This window comes from Pseudoxanthomonas sp. X-1 (assembly GCF_020042665.1).
GTDB lineage: Bacteria > Pseudomonadota > Gammaproteobacteria > Xanthomonadales > Xanthomonadaceae > Pseudoxanthomonas_A > Pseudoxanthomonas_A spadix_A.
In genome coordinates, this window is the sequence record NZ_CP083376.1 from 1565253 (window position 1) to 1583907 (window position 18655).

Consider the following 18655-nt stretch of genomic DNA (forward strand, 5'->3'; position numbering starts at 1 on the left):
TGCCTTATTCCTTGGCCGGCACGTGGGCCGCATCGCCGGCGCTGGGGACCACGCGGATCAGGCCCTCCTGCGCGGTGCTCGCCACCAGCCGACCGGCACGGTCGAAGATCAGCCCGCGCGCCATGCCGCGCGCGTTCTGCATGGTCGGGCTGTCGATGGCGTACAGCAGCCAGTCGTCGGCGCGGAACGGGCGATGGAACCAGATCGCATGGTCCAGCGAGGCCATCTGCACGTTGGGCTGGTAGTAGCTGATGCCGTGCGGGAAGTTGGCCGTGCCCAGCAGCTGGTAATCCGAGGCATAGGCCAGCAGCGTGCGGTGCAGTTCCGGCGAGTCGCCGACCCGCTCGGACAACCGGAACCAGAACTGCTGCCGCGGCGGCAGGCGCTGGGGGTCCAGCTCGTTGCGCGGCTGCACGTGGCGGAACTCGAACGGCCCCAGCCGGTTGAGCCAGCGCTGGATCTTGGGCGGCAGGGTGGCCATGACCTGCGGCGGCACCGAGGGCTGCTCGTCGATGTCCTCCGGCGCCGGTACCTGCGGCATCTCCGGCTGGTGCTCGACCCCGGGCTCGTCGCCCTGGAAGGACGCCGCGCAGAAGAAGATCACCTTGCCGTGCTGGATCGCGGTGACCCGGCGCACCGAGAAGCTGCCGCCGTCGCGGGTGCGGTCCACGTCGTAGACGATCGGCGCTTCCACATCGCCTGCGCGCAGGAAGTAGGCGTGCAGCGAGTGCGCACGGCGCTGCGCGGCCGGGTCGACCGTGGCCTGCGCCGCCGACAGGGCCTGGCCCAGCACCTGGCCGCCGAACACGTACTTGGTGCCGATGTCCCGGCTTTGGCCGCGGAAGAGGTTTTCTTCCAGGCGCTCCAGGCTGAGCAGTTCGATCAGTTCGGCGACGACGGGTTCGGGGGACACGGGCGGGCGCGGGCGAGGCGGGTGGGCCGGCAGTATAGCGGCGGCGTCCGCGCGCCTCGTTGCCCGTCGCGGCGGGCTTTGCGCTACCATGCCGGTCCGTTTCGACGATGAGTCAGGTGGCCCGCGCCCCGCGCCGGCCGAGCGTGCGACATGAGCACTACCACCGCCCACCGCTGATCCACGCGCATGGTCACCTGCAAGGGCGCCCGTGTGGCGCCCTTTGTGTTTACGCAGTCTCGTCCCCAGATTTCCTTGCCCCCGATGCCCGGTCGTCGGCGCGGCCCCAAGCCCCTGAAAAGCCCATGATCACGATCACGCTCCCCGACGGCAGCCGCCGTCAGTTCGACGCCCCCGTTTCCGTCATGCAGGTCGCCCAGTCGATCGGCGCGGGCCTGGCCAAGGCCACCGTCGCCGGCGCCGTGGATGGCGTGCTGGTCGATGCCAGCGACGTCATCGACCACGACGCCACCCTGCGCATCATCACGCCCAAGGACGAGGAGGGCGTGGAGATCATCCGCCACTCCGCCGCGCACCTGGTCGGGCATGCGGTCAAGCAGCTCTATCCGGACGTGAAGATGGTCATCGGCCCGGTGATCGCCGAGGGCTTCTACTACGACATCTATTCCGAGCGTCCGTTCACGCCCGAGGACATGGCCGCCATCGAGGCGCGCATGGCCGAGCTGATCGCGCAGGATTACGACGTGATCAAGCGCATGACTCCGCGCGCCGAGGTGATCGAGATCTTCAAGGCCCGCGGCGAGGACTACAAGCTGCGCCTGATCGAGGACATGCCCCAGGACATCCAGGCCATGGGCATGTACTACCACCAGGAATACGTGGACATGTGTCGCGGCCCGCACGTGCCCAACACGCGCTTCCTCAAGGCCTTCAAGCTGACCCGGATCTCCGGCGCCTACTGGCGCGGCGATGCCAAGAACGAGCAGCTGCAGCGCATCTACGGCACGGCCTGGGCCGACAAGAAGCAGCTCGACGCCTACATCCAGCGCATCGAGGAGGCCGAGAAGCGCGACCACCGCCGCATCGGCAAGCAGCAGGACCTGTTCCACCTGCAGGAAGAGGGCCCAGGCCTGGTGTTCTGGCATCCCAAGGGCTGGGCGCTGTGGCAGGTCGTCGAGCAGTACATGCGCCGGGTCTACCGCGAGAGCGGCTACGGCGAGGTGCGCTGCCCGCAGATCCTGGACGTGTCGCTGTGGCAGAAGTCGGGCCATTGGGACAACTACAAGGAGAACATGTTCTTCACCGAGTCGGAGAAGCGCACCTACGCGGTCAAGCCGATGAACTGCCCGGGCCACGTGCAGGTGTTCAACCAGGGCCTGCACAGCTACCGCGACCTGCCGATCCGCTACGGCGAGTTCGGCGCCTGCCACCGCAACGAGCCCTCCGGCGCGCTGCACGGCATCCTGCGCGTGCGCGGCTTCACCCAGGACGACGGCCACATCTTCTGCACCGAGGCGCAGATCGAGGCCGAGGTCACCGCCTTCCACCAGCAGGCGCTGAAGGTGTACGCCGACTTCGGTTTCGAGGACATCCAGATCAAGATCGCCCTGCGCCCCGAATCGCGCCTGGGCGACGACGCCACCTGGGACAAGGCCGAGGACGCGCTGCGTTCGGCCCTGCGCAGTTGCGGGGTGGAGTGGCAGGAACTGCCGGGCGAGGGCGCGTTCTACGGCCCCAAGATCGAGTACCACCTGCGCGACGCCATCGGCCGCACCTGGCAGCTGGGCACGATGCAGGTCGATTTCATGATGCCCGGCCGCCTGGGCGCCGAGTACGTGGACGAAAACAGCCAGAAACGGCACCCGGTCATGCTGCACCGGGCCATCGTCGGCTCGATGGAGCGCTTCATCGGCATCCTGATCGAGCACCACGCCGGGGCGTTCCCGGCCTGGCTGGCGCCGGTGCAGGCGGTGGTCGCCAACATCACCGACGCCCAGGGCGCGTACGTCGAGGAAGTGGCGAAAACCCTTTCAAATCAAGGTTTCCGCGTCGTTTCGGATTTGCGGAACGAAAAGATCGGCTATAAGATCCGCGAACACACGCTGCAGCGGGTGCCGTATCTGCTGGTGGTCGGAGACCGCGAGAGGGACAATGGCGCCGTGGCCGTGCGCACGCGCGCAGGCGAGGATTTGGGCACAATGTCCATCCAGGCCTTCGCCGAGCGCCTGGCGGCCGAGCAAGCGGCCTGACCTGAGGAACCGGCATCGTGAGGGGTGCCGGCCCCATTCCATCACGGAGACTGCAACATCAGTACCCCCGACAACAAGCAAAACCGCAAGAACCAGGAGATCCGTGTCCCGCGCGTGCGCGTGATCGGCAGCGATGGCGAGATGATCGGCGTGCTTTCGCGCGACGAGGCGCTGTCCATGGCCGAGGACGAGGGTCTGGACCTGGTCGAGATCCAGCCGCAGGCCGATCCGCCGGTGTGCAAGATCATGGACTTCGGCAAGTTCAAGTTCGAAGCCCAGAAGAAGGCCAACGAGGCCAAGAAGAAGACCAAGCAGGTCGAGATCAAGGAACTCAAGTTCCGTCCCGTCACCGACGAGGGCGACTACCAGATCAAGCTGCGCAACATGCGCCGTTTCCTGGAAGAGGGCGACAAGGTCAAGGTCAACATTCGCTTCCGTGGCCGCGAAATGAGCCACCAGGAGCTGGGTCGCGAGATGGCCTCGCGCATCGAGCGCGACCTGGGCGAGGACATCATCATCGAGTCGCGTCCGCGCCTGGAAGGCCGGCAGATGGTCATGATGATCGCGCCGAAGAAGAAGCAGTAAGCGCCCGGGCGCCCCGCGCGGGCGCATGCGGAGCGAGACGCCGGACCGGGCCCCGCGCCCGGTTCGCCGTATCCGGGCTTGGCGAACCTGCTGATTTGCAAGGAAATCGCCGGCCATGTATGATGCGCGGCCCGGTTTCACGCCGGGCGGCCGCAAGGCCATCAGGAACCTGTCGTCGATCCGTTGCGGATCAGCGACTTACCAGCCGGTTGGGGCAGGACGGAAAGCGTGGCGCAAGCCACCGCCCAGACCAGTTATCGAAAACCACAAGGATCTAGCAATGCCCAAGATCAAGACCCACCGGGCGGCGGCGAAGCGTTTCCGCAAGACCGCCTCCGGCAAGTTCAAGGCTGGCCACGCCAACCGTAGCCACATCCTCACCAAGAAGGCGACCAAGCGGAAGCGTGGTCTTCGTGCGACGAACATCATTCGCGCCGAAGATTCCGGCCGTCTGAACCGCATGCTGCCCTACCTCTGAGGAACTAGACCATGGCACGAGTCAAGCGTGGTGTGACCGCACGTCGCCGTCACAAGAAGATCATCAGCCAGGCCAAGGGCTACTACAACGCCCGCCGCAAGGTGTTCCGCGTCGCCAAGCAGGCGGTCATCAAGGCGCAGCAGTACGCCTACATCGGCCGCAAGCAGAAGAAGCGCAACTTCCGTTCGCTGTGGATCACCCGCATCAACGCGGCGGCCCGCATCAACGGCCTGAGCTACAGCCGTTTCATGAACGGCCTGCTGAAGTCCGGCATCACCCTGGACCGCAAGGTCCTGGCCGACATCGCCGTCCACGACGCCGCCGGTTTTGCGGCGCTGGCTGAAAAGGCCAAGGGCGCGCTCGCGGCATAAGTGTCGATCCATCGAAGCGCACCGCCGCGCGCGGCGCTTCGACGGAAACAGCATTGCATGCATGGGGAAGGGCGCGAGTCCTTCCCCATTTTGTTTTGGGCGACCCGAAGGTCCGACGCGGGTCGCCGCCGGATTTCCACTTCCAAGGACCTCCAAGGACCGATGAGCGAAATCGAATCCCTCACCGCGCAGGCGCTGGCCGACATCGCCGCTGCCAGCGCGCCCGACGCGGTCGAATCCCTGCGCGTGGCGCTGCTGGGCAAGAACGGCCAGGTCACCGCCCAGCTCAAGGCGCTCGGCACGCTGCCGGCCGACCAGCGCAAGGCCGCGGGCGAAGCCATCAACCGCGCGCGCGATGCGATCTCCCAGGCGCTGTCCGAGCGCAAGGCCGTGCTGGAAGAGGCCGCGCTCGACGCGCGCCTGGCCGGCGAGGCGATCGATGTGACCCTGCCGGGCCGCGATGGCACGCGCGGCGGCCTGCATCCGATCAGCCGCACCATCGAGCGCATCGCCGAGATCTTCGGCCGCCTGGGCTACGAACTGGCCGACGGCCCGGAGATCGAGGACGACTGGCACAACTTCGAGGCGCTGAACTTCCCGCCGCACCATCCGGCGCGCGCCATGCACGACACCTTCTACTTCGGCGACGGCCGCCTGCTGCGCACCCATACCTCGGGCGTGCAGGTGCGCTACATGGGCGAGCACGCCCCGCCGCTGCGCATGATCGCGCTGGGCAAGGTGTATCGGAGCGACAGCGACCAGACCCATTCGCCCATGTTCCACCAGTGCGAGGGCCTGCTGGTGGACGAGCATTCGACCTTCGCCGACCTCAAGGGCACGCTGAGCGAGTTCGTGCGCGCCTTCTTCGAGCGCGATTTCGAGATGCGCTTCCGCCCCAGCTACTTCCCCTTCGTCGAACCCGGCGCGGAAGTGGACATCGCCTGGCAGCAGCCCGATGGCAGTACGCGCTGGCTGGAAGTGCTGGGCTGCGGCATGGTCCACCCGAACGTGCTGCGCAGCGTCGGCATCGATCCGGAGCGCTACACCGGCTTCGCCTTCGGCATGGGCGTGGAGCGCTTCGCGATGCTGCGCTACGGCGTGAGCGACCTGCGCGCGTTCTTCGAGAACGATGTGCGGTTCCTCAGGCAGTTCGCCTGAGGAGGGGAGTCGGGAAACGGGAATCGGGAGTGGACAAAAGCAAAGGCCATTCCCCCTCACCGTCTCCGCCCCAGTAGTCCGCACCTCCGATTCCCCATTCCCCATTTCCCATTCCCAGCCCCTATGAAATTCAGCGAAAACTGGCTGCGCAGCCACGTCCCCACCGGCGCCACGCGCGAAGAGCTGTCGGCGACGCTGACCGCCATCGGCCTGGAGGTCGAGGACGTCACCGCGCTGGGCGAAGGCCTGGACAAGGTGGTGGTGGCGCGCATCGTCGACTGCGCCCGTCATCCGGAGGCCGACCGCCTGCAGATCTGTCAGGTCGATGCCGGTACCGGCGAGCGCCTGCAGATCGTGTGCGGCGCGCCCAATGCGCGCCCCGGGCTGGTCGCGCCGCTGGCGATGGTCGGCGCCAGGCTGGGCGAGATCTCCATCAAGGCCGCCAAGCTGCGCGGTGTGGAATCCAACGGCATGCTCTGCTCGGCCAAGGAACTGGGCGTGGACGCCGACGCCTCCGGCCTGCTCGAACTGCCGGGCGATGCGCCGGTGGGGACGCCGATCGCCGACTACCTGGGCCTGCCCGACGCCAGCATCGAGATCAAGCTGACGCCCAACCGCGCCGACTGCTTCAGCGTGCGCGGCATCGCCTTCGACGTGGCCGCCGCCAGCGGCAGCGAGGTGGTGCCGTTCGACGCCACGCCGGTGCCCGCCGCGCACGATCGCGCGCTGCGGGTGACCCTGGACGCCGGCGCCGATGCGCCGCGCTACTGCGGCCGCGTCATCGAGGGCGTCGATCCGACCCGCGCCACGCCGATCTGGATGGCCGAGCGCCTGCGTCGCGGTGGCGTGCGCCCGGTCTCGCTGCTGGTGGACATCACCCAGTACGTGATGCTGGAGCTGGGCCAGCCGATGCACGCCTTCGACCGCGATCTGCTGACCGGCCCGGTCGGCGTGCGCCACGGCCGCGGCGGCGAGTCGCTGCAACTGCTCGATGGCCGCACCGCCGCGCTGGATGACGGCTTCCTGGTGATCACCGACGCCGACCGTCCGGTCGCGCTGGCCGGCATCATGGGCGGGCAGGACACCAAGGTGAGCGATGCCACCCGCAACGTGTTCCTGGAGTCGGCGTACTTCGCGCCGGCCGCCATCATCGGCCGCGGCCGTCGCCTGGGCCTGCATACCGACGCCTCGCACCGTTACGAGCGCGGCGTCGACCCGGCGCTGGCACCGCAGGCCATCGAGGTGGCCACGCGCCTGATCGTGGAGCTGGCCGGTGGCCAGCCCGGCCCGGTCGTGCAGGCGGCGCTGGATCAGCACCTGCCGGCGCCGGCACCGATCGCGCTGCGCCGCGCCCGCGTGGCGCGCGTGCTCGGCCTGGAGATCCCGGATGCCGAAATCGAGCGCATCCTGCGCGCGCTGGGCATGCAGGTCGATGCCACCGACGCAGGCTGGTCGGTCGTCGCGCCCAGCCGGCGCTTCGACATCGCCATCGAGGAAGACCTGATCGAGGAACTGGCACGCATCCACGGCTACGACCGCATCCCGGCCACGCTGCCGGGCGGCGCCACCCGCATCGCCGCCGACAGCGAGACCCGCCTGGACCAGGCCACCGTGCGCCGCCAGCTGGCCGCGCGCGACCTGCTGGAGACGGTCAACTTCGCCTTCGTCGACGCCCAGCTGCTGGCGCGCTGGGGCCTGACCGAAGGCGCGGTGCCGCTGGCCAATCCGCTCAGCAGCGAGCTGGGCGTGATGCGCACTTCCCTGTTGCCCGGCCTGGTCGCCGCCCTGCAGCGCAATGCGACCCGGCAGGCCAGCCGCATCCGCCTGTTCGAGCTGGGCAACGTGTTCGCCGCGGCCGGGCAGGGCGAGGCGCCGCGCGAGACGCTGCGCATCGCCGCCGCGGTCTGCGGCGATGCCCATGCCCGGCAATGGGGCGTGCCCGCGCGTGCGGTGGACTTCCACGACCTCAAGGGCGACCTGGAGAGCCTGGCGGCGGCGTCGGGCGCGGTGTTGACGTTCGAGCCGGCGGGCGAGGGCTTCGGGCACCCGGGTCGCTCGGCGCGGGTGCTGCGCGAGGGGCAGGTCATCGGCTGGATCGGGCAACTGCATCCACGCCTGCTCAAGGCGCTGGACCTGGACGTGCCGGTGCTGGCGTTCGAACTGGACCTGGCGCCTTTGGTCCAGCGCCAGATCCCGCGAGCGGGCGAGCTGTCGCGCTTCCCCTCGGTGCGCCGCGACCTGGCCTTCAGCGTGGCCGAGACGGTGCCGTTCGCGGCCATCGAGCGCACCGTGCGGCAGGCCGCCGGACCGCTGCTCAGGCAGGTGCTGTTGTTCGACCGCTACGTCGGTCCCGGGGTCGAAACCGGTCAAAAGAGCCTGGCTATGGGCTTGATTTTGCAGGACAACACGCGCACATTGAATGATCGCGATGTGGACGAAGCGGTCGCCGCAACGGTGGCCGCCCTGGCGCATGAACACGGCGGCCGCATCCGCGAATGAGGCTCTAGGGGGAACACCATGGCATTGACCAAAGCGGAGATGGCCGAACGCCTGTTCGACGAAGTCGGGCTGAACAAGCGCGAGGCCAAGGAATTCGTCGACGCGTATTTCGACGTGCTGCGCGACGCCCTGGAACAGGGGCGCCAGGTCAAGCTGTCCGGCTTCGGCAACTTCGACCTGCGTCGCAAGAACCAGCGCCCGGGGCGCAACCCCAAGACCGGCGAGGAGATCCCGATCTCCGCGCGCACCGTGGTCACCTTCCGCCCGGGCCAGAAGCTCAAGGAACGCGTCGAGGCGTACGCCGGAGGCAACCCGAATGCTTGATCCGGGCAGCAACAAGGAACTGCCGCCGATCCCGGCCAAGCGCTACTTCACCATCGGTGAGGTGTCCGAGCTGTGCGACGTCAAGCCGCACGTGCTGCGCTACTGGGAGACCGAGTTCCCCAGCCTGGAGCCAGTCAAGCGCCGCGGCAACCGGCGCTATTACCAGCGGCACGACGTGCTGATGGTCCGCCAGATCCGCGGCCTGCTGTACGAACAGGGCTATACGATCGGTGGCGCGCGCCTGCGCCTGGAAGGCGAGGGCGCCAAGCAGGAGTCGGCACTGAGCAACCAGATCGTGCGCCAGGTGCGCCTGGAGCTGGAAGAAGTCTTGCAGCTGCTGCGCCGCTGACGGTCGGCGCGGCGGTCATCGCCATCGCGGGAGCGTGACGGGGTGCCAGTCCGCGCACGAATCCGGTATGATGCGCGGCCAACCGCTGGTGGGATCAATGTCTTTGCGACGTCGGGGCGTAGCGCAGCCTGGTAGCGCATCTGCCTGGGGGGCAGAGGGTCGTCGGTTCAAATCCGGCCGTCCCGACCAATCGCAGTGAGTGTGAACAACGCCCGGCCTTCCGGGCGTTTTTCGTTTCGCCGTTCCGGGGGCGCTCCGGATCACCGCTGTGCCATCGACGGGCCAAGCGTTAAGGCGTCTTTGAATTAGCTGAGTGCGGATTAACTACCGCCTGCGGCACATATTCGCGCGCTCTGTCACATAAACACGCGCTGTGTCGTGTGTGACGCGCGTTCTCCAGGTTTGTGCAAAGCAGCACCAGCAAAGGGTTTTGGTCGGAAACGACAGGCAATCCGGCGATCGGGCCGACATGCGCCGCGCCGCCGGAGGCCGCGCGTCGTTTTGGATTTCGGTCTGGAGACCGATGCATCGCTATGCCATAGTCGATCGCAGGCCGTATTCACATTCGGCTGGTGACCTTGAGTTCGACGGGTCACATCGTCGAGCCAACTCACAAAGCTCTCGCCGCGTCGGAACCTGCGTCCGGCAAGGCACCCGCGGGTTCCCCCCACCCCAAAGGTAGACGACTGTTCTATGGCCTCATCGCCCTCCGCTCGAAGTCCGTTGGCATGGCTCGCTGTTGTGTGCCTGCTGCTCCTGACCAGCTGCAGTTCCGTTCCCAAGGAGGTCGCCACCTCGCTGCCGGCGCCCGATCCGCTGGGCGAGCTGAAGGAAACGCCGGAGTACCGCATCGGTGCCGGCGACCTGATCGAGATCAAGGTCTTCCAGATCGAGGATCTCGAGCGCCAGGTGCGCGTGGACAACGAGGGCATGATCTCGCTGCCGCTGATCGGCAACCTCAAGGCGACCGGGCTGACGCGCAGCGAGCTGGAAAGCGAGATCACCCGGCGCTACGGCGACAGGTTCCTGCAGGATCCGCAGGTCTCGGTGCTGATCCAGGAGTTCACCAGCCAGCGCATCACCGTGTCCGGCGCGGTCTCCAAGCCGGGCAACTATCCGCTCAACGGCGCCACGCAGCTGACCCTGCAGCAGGCCCTGGCCGAGGCGCAGGGCGTGAGCGACCTGGCGAGCCGCCGGAACGTGGTGGTGTTCCGCGAGATCGGCGGGCAGAAGATGATCGCGCGCTTCGATCTGACCGAGATCGAAAAGGGCGCCAATCCGGACCCGGAGATCTACGGAGGCGACATCGTCGTGGTCTATCGCTCCGACGCGCGCCTGCTCCTGCGCACCGTGCTCGAGCTGACCCCCTTCGTCATGGTGTTCAGGGCCTATCGATGAGCACGGTCGACCATTCTTCCCATCTCCACGGCCGGCACGCCGACGTCACCCTGCTGGAGTACTGGCATGCCGTCACCTCGCGCCGCTGGCTGATCGCCGGCGTGACGCTGGGCGTGGCCGCGCTGGTGCTGGTCGTCACGCTGCTGATGACGCCCAAGTACCAGGCCACCACCACGTTGCAGATCAATCGCGACGCGATGAACGTGGTCAACATCGAGAATCTGATGCCGGCCGAGTCGCCGATGGACCGCGACTTCTACGACACCCAGTACGAGTTGCTGCGCAGCCGTTCGCTGGCCCAGCAGGTCATCCGCGCGACCCATCTGGCCGAGCATCCGGCCTACAGGGAGCTGGCCGAGAAGGCCGCCGAGAAGGCCGCGGTGGCCGCGGAAGGCGACCAGGCCAGCGTGCGCAAGCGCCAGCAGGACGCGGTCGAGCGTGCGCTGACCTCCGAGGTCCTAGACGGCCTGGAGATCGAGCCGGTGCGCAATTCGCGCCTGGCCAAAGTCCATTTCAGCTCGCCCGATCCGACGCTCTCGGCGCGGGTCGCCAACGCCTACGCATCGACCTTCATCGCCGACAACCTGCAGCGTCAGCTCGATGCCTCGACCTTCGCGGTCAAGTACCTGTCCGAGCGTCTCGAGCAGCTGCGCGGCAAGGTGGAAGCGTCCGAACGCGCGCTGGTGGACTATTCGGGCGACCAGCAGATCGTCTCGATCGGCGACAACCAGCCCTCGCTGCCGGCGCAGAACCTGAGCGAGCTCAACGGCATGCTGGCCACCGCGCAGGCCGCCAGGCTGCAGGCCGAGGCGGCCTGGAACCAGGCCCGCGCCGGCGACGGATTGAACCTGCCGCAGGTGGTCGCCAGCCCGCTGATCCAGAACCTGCGCGAGGCGCAGTCGCAGATGGAGAGCGAGTACAACCAGAAGCTGGCCACCTACAAGCCCGACTATCCGGAGATGCAGCGCCTGAAGAGCCGCATCGACGCGGGCAACCAGCAGATCCGTCGCGAGGTGGGCGTCATCCGCGCCTCGCTGAAGTCGCAATACGATGCGGCCGCGCAGCAGGAGCAGCTCACCGAGCAGCGCATCGAAGCGCTCAAGCACGACCAGCTGGATCTGGAGGAGCGCAGCATCCGCTACAACATGCTCAAGCGCGACGTGGACACCAACCGCCAGCTGTACGACGCGCTGCTGCAGCGCTTCAAGGAAATCGGCGTGGCGGGTAATGTCGGGGCCAACAACATTTCCGTCATCGACAAGGCCGAGGCGCCGGGTTCGCCGAACTCGCCGCGGCTGCTGGTGAACCTGGTCCTCGGGCTGGTGTTCGGTTTCTTCCTCGGCCTGGTGCTCGCGCTGCTGCTGCATCTGGCCGGCTCGCTGCGGCGGCCGCAGGCCACGTGACGCGTTGACTGAATAGACGAGGAGCGCGCATTCGAACCCCGACCCGTGCGCTGGTGCACAGAACCTTTGCACTCTTTCTGAGAGTGTTGCACCGCAGCAACTGGTTTGTTCCCCGGGAAGCTTCCGGGGAACAGGGGGACATGCAGTGCTCCAGTACGAGGTGACGGCCGTGGGCCTGACGCTTCGAGACGCCCATGGCGTTTCGCGCGTTGGCCAGGCGGCCAAGCACGTCGGACACCGTTTCCGGGCATGCGCGCCAAGGCGCGTGCCGGCGAAACATCAGATTGGAGAGCGCCATGCTTCTTGCTGACCTCAGTAGCGGTACCGATACAAGCGCCTCGCCGCGCCTGCTGTCCAAGTACTCGGCGGCCGCCGATGTCCTGCTGCGGGTCGGTGACCTGGTGGTCGTGGTCGCGGCAGCCCTGATCGCCTATCGCCTGCGGTTCGGGGGCTGGCTCCCGGCCGTGGGCTACCGCGCGGTGATCGGCACGACACTGCTCTATGCCGTGATCTGTTTCACCGCCTTGCCGCTGTATCGCAGCTGGCGCGGACGTGGCCTGGGACGCGAGGTGATGGTGCTGGGCGCGGCCTGGAGCGGCGTGTTCGCGCTGTTCGCCGTCCATGCGCTGGTCGTGCAGATGGGGCAGTTCGTCTCGCGCAGCTGGCTCGGCGCCTGGTATCTGCTGGGCTTCGTCGGCCTGGTGGCCTCGCGCACGGTGCTGCGCAACGTGCTCAACGCCTTGCGCAGCACCGGCGTGGATACCCAGCGAGTGGTGGTGATCGGGCTGCGCACGCCGGTGTTCAAGCTGCAGCACTACCTGTCGCGCAACAGCTGGGTCGGCCTGCAGCTGGTCGGCTACTTCCAGAGCCGCTACGACATGGTGCCCAGCGCGGCCTCCAGTCGCCTTCCGTGCCTGGGCATCTCCGCGCCGGAGGAGCTGGAGAGCTATCTGCAGGAGAACACCATCGAGCAGGTGTGGATCTCCATGCCGCTGGGCGACCGCGACCGCATCAAGGCCCTGCTGCAGGTGCTGGACCGGCATCCGATCACGGTCAAGCTGGTGCCCGACCTGTTCGATTTCGGCATGCTCAACCAGCAGGGCGAGCAGATCGGCAACGTGCCGGTGATCAACCTGCGCCAGGGCGGCGTGGATCGCAACAACTACTTCGTGGTGGCCAAGTCCCTGCAGGACAAGATCGTGGCCATCGGCGCACTGCTGGTGCTGTGGCCGCTGCTGGTGGCGGTGGCGATCGGGGTCAAGCTCAGTTCGCCGGGCCCGGTGTTCTTCCGCCAGAAGCGTAACGGGCTGGGCGGCCGCGAGTTCTACATGCTCAAGTTCCGCTCGATGTACGTCGACCAGCCCGGCGCGGGCAAGGGCGAGGTGAAGCAGGCGACCAAGGGCGACGCGCGCATCACACGCTTCGGCGCCTTCCTGCGCCGTACCAGCATCGACGAGCTGCCGCAGATCTTCAACGTGCTCGGCGGCAGCATGTCCATCGTGGGGCCGCGCCCGCACGCGGCCCAGCACAACAGCCACTACGAAAAGCTGATCAACCGCTACATGCAGCGCCATTACGTCAAGCCGGGGATCACCGGCTGGGCGCAGGTCAACGGGTTCCGCGGCGAGACGCCGGAGCTGCGCACCATGAAGAAGCGCGTGCAGTACGACCTGGACTACATCCGCCGCTGGTCGCTGTGGCTGGACTGCAAGATCATCGCGCTCACGGCCGTGCGCGTGCTCGGGCAGAAGACCGCGTACTGATCCATGGCCGTGGTTCCCCATGAAGCCGTGCCGGTGCGCGCCAGCACGCGTGCCCAGTCCGCCCAGCGCTACCGCGATCTGCTGATCGAGCTGCTGCTCCTGTCCGCGGTCGGCTACAACTTCGTGCTCGCCTTCGTCAACGCCAAGATCATGCCGGTGTCGCCGGCGTTGACCTACCTGGCCGAGCTGCTGATCTATGCCGGCTGCTTCGGCGTCGGCATCTGGAGCCTGGAGCGTTCCAAGCTCGCCGCGCTGCTGGCCGGCATCGCGCTGATCGTCGCGGTGCTGCTGTTCCGCTATCTGATCGAGTGGCGGGTGGATGCCAAGTTCATCCGCGATGCCATCATTCCCTTCGCCTTCCTGGTGCTCGGCTCCGCCTACGGCGGCTCGTTGCCGAAGCTGTTCGTGCGCATGGCCGTCCTCATCGGCCTGGTGGCCGCCTTCGAGCTCGCCGTGCCGGACCTGTATGGCGATCTGATCAACCCGAAGAGCTACTACGTCAATACGCGCGGCCTGGACGAGAGCGGCTTCTGGAACGAGGACAGCAACCTGTTCGTCAGCGCGACGCGGCCGGGCGAGCGCAACTTCCTGCCCGGAAGCGGTCTGCCGCGGGCGTCCTCGATCTTCGTCGAGCCGGTGAGCGCCGGCAACTTCATCGTGTTCTTCGTGGCGATCCTGTTGACCTTCTGGCGCTCGATGCGCCCGAGGCAGGTGCTGACCTCGATCGGCGTGCTGCTGTTCCTGATCGTGGCCACCGACGGGCGGCTCGCGGTGGGCACCAGCCTGCTGCTGGTCCTGGGGGCTCCGGTGCTCAGGCGGCTGGATCAACGGCTGTCGTTCCTGATCATGCCGCTGGTGCTGCTGGGTGCGCTGGCGATCGTCTGGGTCACCGGCGTGAGTACCTACCAGGACGACACGCTGGGCCGCGTCTACCTGACCGTGAACGCGATGCTGCGCATGCCGGCCGAGGTCTGGCTGGGGCTGGATTTCGACGCGGCCTACGCGTACTTCGACAGCGGGATCGCCTACTTCATCGCCTCCCAGTCGATCATGGTGGTGGGCTTCTTCCTGTTGGCCTATGCCTTCGGCATGGGCATGCCGACCGAGGACGGCCAGGCGTTCAAGAACTTCTTCATGCTGGCGTTCTCCGTCGGCCTGCTGGTGTCCAACAGCCTGTTCTCCGTCAAGTCGGCGTCCCTGTGGTGGTTCGTCTGCGGCGCGCTGTGGCAGCTCAAGGGCTGGCCCTGGCGCATGCCGACCGGTCTGGCACAGGAGGCGCGCGCGCTGGCCCACCGCGCCGCGCTCGCCTCGGAGGCCGCGCGATGAAGGTCGTCCACGTGGTGCGCCAGTTCCACCCCTCCGTCGGCGGGCTGGAAGACGTGGTGCTGAACGTCGCCATGCACCATCGCGACGGCCATCGCCAGGACCAGGTCGAGGTGGTGACCCTGGACCGCATCTTCAGCGCACCCGACGTGCGCCTGCCCGCCGAGACCATGCATCGGGACATCCCGGTCAGGCGCCTGCCGTGGTCCGGGTCCAGCCGCTATCCGCTCACGCCCGGCGTGCTGGGCGCGATCGGCTCCGCGGACGTGGTGCATGTGCATGGCATCGACTTCTTCTTCGATTATCTGGCGGCGACGCGCATGGTCCATCGCAAGCCGATGATCGTGTCCACGCATGGCGGCTTCTTCCATACCGCTTACGCCTCGCGGCTCAAGCGCTTGTGGTTCTCCAGCATCACGCGCGCCTCGGCCCGTGCCTACCGGCGCGTGGTGGCCACCAGCGAGAACGACGGCAACGTGTTCTCCAGCGTCGTGGCGCCCGCGCGGCTGCGGGTGATCGAGAACGGCGTGGACGTGCAGAAGTTCGCCGGGCGCGGCGGCCAGGCGCCCGGGCGGACGCTGATCTATTTCGGCCGCTGGTCGGTCAACAAGGGCCTGCTGGACACGCTGGCGCTGTTCGAAGCGCTGCGGGCGCTGGACCCACGCTGGGAGCTGATCATCGCAGGCCGCGAATACGACCTGACCGCCGCGGACCTGGCGCGCGACATCGCCGCGCGCGGACTGACCGACCACGTGCAGGTGGTGGCCTCGCCTTCGGAGGCCGAACTGGCCGCGCTGCTGGCGCGCGCGCAGTACTTCGCCTGCCTGTCGCGGCACGAGGGCTTCGGGATCGCGCCGGTGGAGGCGATGAGCGCGGGACTGATCCCAGTGCTCAGCGACATCCCGCCGTTCCGGCGCCTGGTCAGCGAGTCGGGGCTGGGCGTGCTGGTCGATCCGAACGCGCCGCAGGCAGGTGCGCAGGCCGCCCAGGCGCTGACGGCCGTGTCGGACGAAGCCTTCGCCGCGCGTCGCCAGACGGCCATGGCCTTCGTGCAGCGCTATCACTGGCGCCACGTGGTGGGCCGCTATGTGGACGAGTACCACGCCGCGCTGGACGCGACAGGGGGCGGGCGATGACCCCGCACGACCACGGCGCGCAGGCGCGCAGCGGCGGCCGGCCGCTGCTGACCGTGCTGCAGCAGTTCAACGCGCCCACGCCCAGGACCAACCCCTACCTGGTGCAGCTGCTGGCGGCGCTGGCGCCGTTGGTGCGCGTGCGCTTCTGGTCCCTGCGCACTGCGCTGCTCTCGCGCTACGACGTGGTGCATCTGCACTGGCCCGAATACACGATGCGCCATCCCACGGTGCTGGGGCGCCTGCTGCGGCAATGCGCCGTCGCGTTGCTGCTGCTGCGCTGGACGGTATTGCGCACGCCGATCGTGCGCACGCTGCACAACCTGACTCCGCACGAGCAGGGCGGCGCCGTCGAGCGCTGGCTGCTGCGGCGCATGGACCGGATGACCTCGCGCTGGATCCGCATCAACCAGACCACCGAGCCGCGTGCGCCGGGTACCGATACCGCGTTGCATGGCCATTACGTGGACTGGTTCGCGCCGCATCCCCAAGCCGCACAGGTGACCGGCCGGCTGCTGCATTTCGGCCTGATCCGGCCCTACAAGGGCGTGGAGGGCCTGCTGGCGTCGATGGCCGACCTCGCCGAACCCGACTGCAGCCTGCGCGTGGTGGGCAATCCCGCCAGCCCGCAGATGCGCGCGCTGGTGGAGGCGGCATGCACGCGCGATCCGCGGGTCAGCGCGCTGCTGCAGTACGTCGACGATCCGACGCTGGCCATGGAAGTGTCCGCATCGGAACTGGTCGTCCTGCCCTACAGGGACATGCACAACTCCGGCACCCTGCTGCTGGCCCTCTCGCTGGCCCGCCCGGTGCTGGTGCCGCGCACCCCCAACAACGCGGCCGTCGCCGATGAGGTGGGGCCGGGCTGGGTCTTCATGTACGAGGGCGAGCTGGATGCGCAGGTGATCCGGTCGGGGCTCGCGCAGGCGCGCGCCACGCGGCGCGCGCCGATGCCCGACCTGTCGCGGCGGGCCTGGTCGCAGGCCGGGCGCCTGCATTACCGCAGCTATCTCGCCGCGATCCGCCAGCGGCGCGGTCTGCCGGCGGCCGGCGTCACGCCTTCCGCGCCCGAGCGGCGCTCCATCGACAGCCGCAGCCGGTGAGGCCGTGTCGGTGGTCGTGAAATCCGAATCCGGCGCGTCGCATCCGGGCCTGGGCGGTCGGGCGGCGGCCGGCGCCGCCAAGACCATGGCCGGGCAGGGCGCGCGCATGGTGGTGCAGTTCGGCGGGATCATCCTGCTGGCGCGCCTGCTGAGCCCGGAAGACTACGGCGTCATGGCGATGGTGACCGCGCTGGTCGGCATCTGCGAGATCCTGCGCGACTTCGGCCTTTCCTCGGCGGCGATCCAGGCCAAGAGCCTGTCGCGCGCGCAGCGCGACAACCTGTTCTGGTTGAACAGCGCGATCGGGCTGGTGCTGGGTCTGGTGGTCTTCGCAGGATCGGGCCTGATCGCCGGCTTCTATCACGAGCCGCGCCTGGCGGCGGTCAGCCAAGCCATGTCGGTGACCTTCCTGCTCAGCGGCATGAACACCCAGTACCGCGCGCACCTGAGCCGCGAGCTGATGTTCGGCCGCCTGGCGCTGAGCGATGTCGGTGGCCAGTCGCTGGGCCTGATCGCGGCGGTCGTCGCCGCGCTGGCGGGCCTGGGCTACTGGGCGCTGGTGATCCAGCAGGTCGTGGCCGGCGCGGTCGGGCTGCTGGTGACGATGATCGCCGCGCGCTGGCTGCCCGGACGCCCGCGGCGCGGCGTTGAGATGGGGCACTTCCTGAGCTTCGGCTGGAACCTGATGGCCGCGCAGGCGTTGGGATACGCCAGCCAGAACATCGGCCAGGTGCTGATCGGCTACCGCCTCGGCGCCGAGGCGCTGGGCCTGTACAACCGCGCCTTCCAGCTGCTGATGATGCCGTTGAACCAGATCAACGCGCCGGCCACCACCGTAGCGCTGCCGGTGCTGTCCAAGCTGCAGGACCAGCGCGAACGCTATGCGACCTTCCTGCTGCGCGGGCAGACGGTGATGGTGCATCTGATCGTGGCCATCTTCGCCTTCGCCTGCGCCCAGGGCGAACCGCTGATCGTGCTGTTCCTGGGCGAGCAGTGGCGCGGCGCGGTGCCGATCTTCCAGGTGCTCACGCTCGGTGGCGTGTTCCAGGTCGTGTCCTATGCGACCTACTGGGTGTTCCTGTCGCTGGGCCTGATGCGCGCGCAGCTGATCTATTCGGTGATCGCGCGCAGCCTGCTGATCCTGTGCATCCTGGTGGGCTCGTCATGGGGCGCGCTGGGGGTGGCGGTCGGCTACGCGCTGGGCCTGGCGTTGATGTGGCCGATGTCGGTGATCTGGGTCACCCGGGCGGGGCAGGCGCCGGGCCGGGCGATGTTCGACAACGGGCTGCGCGCGCTGGTCGGCTACGGCCTGTGCGGCTGGGCCTCGTGGGCGGCGGCGCGGCACTGGGCGCACACCCCGGTGACGGAGCTGGCGGTGGGCTTCGCGGCGATCGTGGCGGCGTTCGGCGCGGTCTGCCTGCTGTGGCCCGCGTTCCGTCGCGATGTCGCCATGATCCTCAGCAGTCGCGAACTGCTGCGCCGGCGCGCCCCGACAGCGTGATGAGCTTCCGCGATCCTGCCCTGCATGCGCGCCCACGCCGAGAGGATTCAGCGCCGGCGCTCGCGCAGCGGCGCCGGTCATCGGCGATGAAGGTGCTGCACGCCATCCTCGCGGGTGTGATCGGTCGGCCCCGGCCCGCCGCGCGTG

16 protein-coding genes and 1 tRNA gene are annotated in these 18655 nt (G+C 68.1%); 16 read left to right on the plus strand and 1 reads right to left on the minus strand.

Features of this window, described 5'->3' with window-relative positions; translation table 11 throughout:
- Positions 1-4 precede the first annotated feature (4 nt).
- Complete coding sequence (locus tag LAJ50_RS06880; RefSeq protein ID WP_224096500.1) at positions 5-913, minus strand: acyl-CoA thioesterase II; 909 nt, start codon at positions 911-913, stop codon at positions 5-7.
- A 302-nt stretch (positions 914-1215) separates the two neighbouring features.
- Here LAJ50_RS06880 and thrS point away from each other — a divergent pair, with 302 nt between their 5' ends.
- The 16 genes from thrS (at position 1216) to LAJ50_RS06960 (ending at position 18508) form a co-directional block, all read left to right on the plus strand.
- Positions 1216-3120, plus strand: coding sequence for a threonine--tRNA ligase (thrS, locus tag LAJ50_RS06885; RefSeq protein ID WP_138654551.1), 1905 nt, complete (start codon positions 1216-1218; stop codon positions 3118-3120).
- A 57-nt stretch (positions 3121-3177) separates the two neighbouring features.
- Complete coding sequence (gene infC, locus LAJ50_RS06890) at positions 3178-3705, plus strand: translation initiation factor IF-3 (protein ID WP_224096549.1); 528 nt, start codon at positions 3178-3180, stop codon at positions 3703-3705.
- Positions 3706-3985: 280 nt separating this feature from the next.
- On the plus strand, positions 3986-4183 hold the full coding sequence (gene rpmI, locus LAJ50_RS06895; protein WP_014160066.1) for a 50S ribosomal protein L35: 198 nt from the start codon (positions 3986-3988) through the stop codon (positions 4181-4183).
- An 11-nt stretch (positions 4184-4194) separates the two neighbouring features.
- Positions 4195-4554 (plus strand): 50S ribosomal protein L20, encoded by a 360-nt coding sequence (gene rplT / locus LAJ50_RS06900; protein ID WP_130551759.1) that lies wholly within the window; start codon positions 4195-4197, stop codon positions 4552-4554.
- Positions 4555-4716: 162 nt separating this feature from the next.
- Positions 4717-5712 carry a phenylalanine--tRNA ligase subunit alpha gene (gene pheS, locus LAJ50_RS06905; RefSeq protein ID WP_130551760.1) on the plus strand — a complete coding sequence of 332 codons (996 nt, stop codon included), beginning with the start codon at positions 4717-4719 and terminating at the stop codon, positions 5710-5712.
- Between the two features lie 123 nt (positions 5713-5835).
- Positions 5836-8211: a phenylalanine--tRNA ligase subunit beta gene (gene pheT / locus LAJ50_RS06910; protein ID WP_138654549.1), complete on the plus strand. Its 2376-nt coding sequence runs from the start codon at positions 5836-5838 to the stop codon at positions 8209-8211.
- 18 nt (positions 8212-8229) lie between these two features.
- Positions 8230-8535, plus strand: a complete 306-nt coding sequence (locus tag LAJ50_RS06915) for an integration host factor subunit alpha (protein ID WP_093136318.1) — start codon at positions 8230-8232, stop codon at positions 8533-8535.
- Entirely contained in the window at positions 8528-8884 is a 357-nt protein-coding gene (locus LAJ50_RS06920; RefSeq protein ID WP_093136322.1) for a MerR family transcriptional regulator, read from the plus strand. Before LAJ50_RS06915 ends, LAJ50_RS06920 begins: the two co-directional genes overlap by 8 nt.
- A gap of 112 nt (positions 8885-8996) precedes the next feature.
- Positions 8997-9073, plus strand: a tRNA-Pro gene (locus LAJ50_RS06925).
- 504 nt (positions 9074-9577) lie between these two features.
- Positions 9578-10282, plus strand: a complete 705-nt coding sequence (locus LAJ50_RS06930; RefSeq protein WP_130551762.1) for a polysaccharide biosynthesis/export family protein — start codon at positions 9578-9580, stop codon at positions 10280-10282.
- Positions 10279-11685 (plus strand): GumC family protein, encoded by a 1407-nt coding sequence (locus LAJ50_RS06935; RefSeq protein ID WP_138654546.1) that lies wholly within the window; start codon positions 10279-10281, stop codon positions 11683-11685. The genes LAJ50_RS06930 and LAJ50_RS06935 overlap by 4 nt, the downstream gene beginning before the upstream one ends.
- Before the next feature lie 296 nt (positions 11686-11981).
- Positions 11982-13448: an undecaprenyl-phosphate glucose phosphotransferase gene (locus tag LAJ50_RS06940; protein ID WP_138654544.1), complete on the plus strand. Its 1467-nt coding sequence runs from the start codon at positions 11982-11984 to the stop codon at positions 13446-13448.
- 3 nt (positions 13449-13451) lie between these two features.
- Positions 13452-14774: a polysaccharide biosynthesis protein GumE gene (locus tag LAJ50_RS06945; RefSeq protein ID WP_205961555.1), complete on the plus strand. Its 1323-nt coding sequence runs from the start codon at positions 13452-13454 to the stop codon at positions 14772-14774.
- Entirely contained in the window at positions 14771-15907 is a 1137-nt protein-coding gene (locus LAJ50_RS06950) for a glycosyltransferase family 4 protein (RefSeq protein ID WP_138654542.1), read from the plus strand. The genes LAJ50_RS06945 and LAJ50_RS06950 overlap by 4 nt, the downstream gene beginning before the upstream one ends.
- Entirely contained in the window at positions 15904-17007 is a 1104-nt protein-coding gene (locus LAJ50_RS06955) for a glycosyltransferase (RefSeq protein ID WP_205961554.1), read from the plus strand. Before LAJ50_RS06950 ends, LAJ50_RS06955 begins: the two co-directional genes overlap by 4 nt.
- 16 nt (positions 17008-17023) lie before the next feature.
- Positions 17024-18508 (plus strand): lipopolysaccharide biosynthesis protein, encoded by a 1485-nt coding sequence (locus tag LAJ50_RS06960; RefSeq protein WP_224096501.1) that lies wholly within the window; start codon positions 17024-17026, stop codon positions 18506-18508.
- Positions 18509-18655 lie beyond the last annotated feature (147 nt).